Source organism: Bartonella sp. AP57NXGY (assembly GCF_042195805.1).
In the GTDB taxonomy this organism is placed as follows: domain Bacteria; phylum Pseudomonadota; class Alphaproteobacteria; order Rhizobiales; family Rhizobiaceae; genus Bartonella.
Genome location: NZ_JBHIOZ010000366.1, coordinates 1 through 1,044, shown reverse-complemented (window position 1 = coordinate 1,044; position 1,044 = coordinate 1). Strand labels below are relative to the sequence as shown.

General features: G+C 37.8%; 1 protein-coding gene and 1 pseudogene. Both read right to left on the bottom strand.

All coding sequences use genetic code 11. The features are described from left to right. On the bottom strand, window positions 1-199 hold a 199-nt coding region (locus ACFIL8_RS10885; protein ID WP_375689791.1), incomplete at its 3' end, for a transglycosylase SLT domain-containing protein. Further along, window positions 199-1,044, bottom strand: a pseudogene (locus ACFIL8_RS10880) (hypothetical protein); the annotation flags it as partial. The gene ACFIL8_RS10885 and the pseudogene ACFIL8_RS10880, both read right to left, overlap by 1 nt.

Genomic DNA, 1,044 nt, shown 5'->3' with positions numbered 1-1,044 from the left:
ACTTGTCATTCAGTTGATAGTGTTTTGCTGTTGAATCGAGAAATTGATACAGCCCCCCTGCACTGCTGTTCTTATTTTTTGCATTTGGATTACCATTACTTTCTATCATAGCAACACGTTCAAGAAAGCTTTCTGGTAAACCATATTTTTGTGCTGCCTGTGAGATAGCACGCTTCACATTAGGATGAAAATTGATCATTAGTTTATAACCGTTCTATCAACGCTGCTATTCAAAAGAATGCCAACAAAATTAATGAATTTCGTATAATTTTCTCGTGTTATTAAGCGTTTCTTTTCTGCTTCATGAAACGTCTTAATTAATTCAACAGCTTTTTCTCTTGCTAACCCAAAATCTCCTTTTTCCCGCGCTGTTATAAGCGCTGCAATATCTCTCTCAGTATCTTTATGGACGCTTGAGAATTTGCGTCCAAATTCTCTTGCGAAATTTTTTACAACTGCCTTGATGAAAGCAATCTTTCCTATACCCATAGTCTGTTGTTTCCCCCTCTCTTCCACTTCACCTATATGGTTTGGCAAGCGTGCAAAAAGCTTTGTTCTTTCCACTTCTGGTCGCAACACTTTCATAAGTTGCTTAGCTTTATCTTCACCAAAAATACGCTGTAATTTTTCTTGACCATTTTTTGTGTCAAACAAACTCAAAAGATTGTGGTCAAAATTCTGTGCATTGCCTGCCGCATGTTCTAGTTGCGACCGTATACCTTTTTGAAAAGCCTCTTTTTCCATCAACCCAAAATCCGAAAGTTGACTGTTGATTGTGTCGAGATTAACGCTCTTATTCAGTGCTTTTTTTCCTTGCTCCAAAGCATTACCGATAGTACGCTCGTCATAATAAATTTTCCGTGCTTTAGCATAATCTGGAGAGGACGTATCCAAAACGTCCAAAATGCGTTGTTTGAACAGAGTCAAATCTCGCGCATATCCTTGTTTTCCTTTGATGCGCGCAGAATTAATTTGATCATCCAAAACCTCTTTCATCTTATGTAAAATTCGCATATTCAGCTTTGGATATCCATTGCTCCCTAT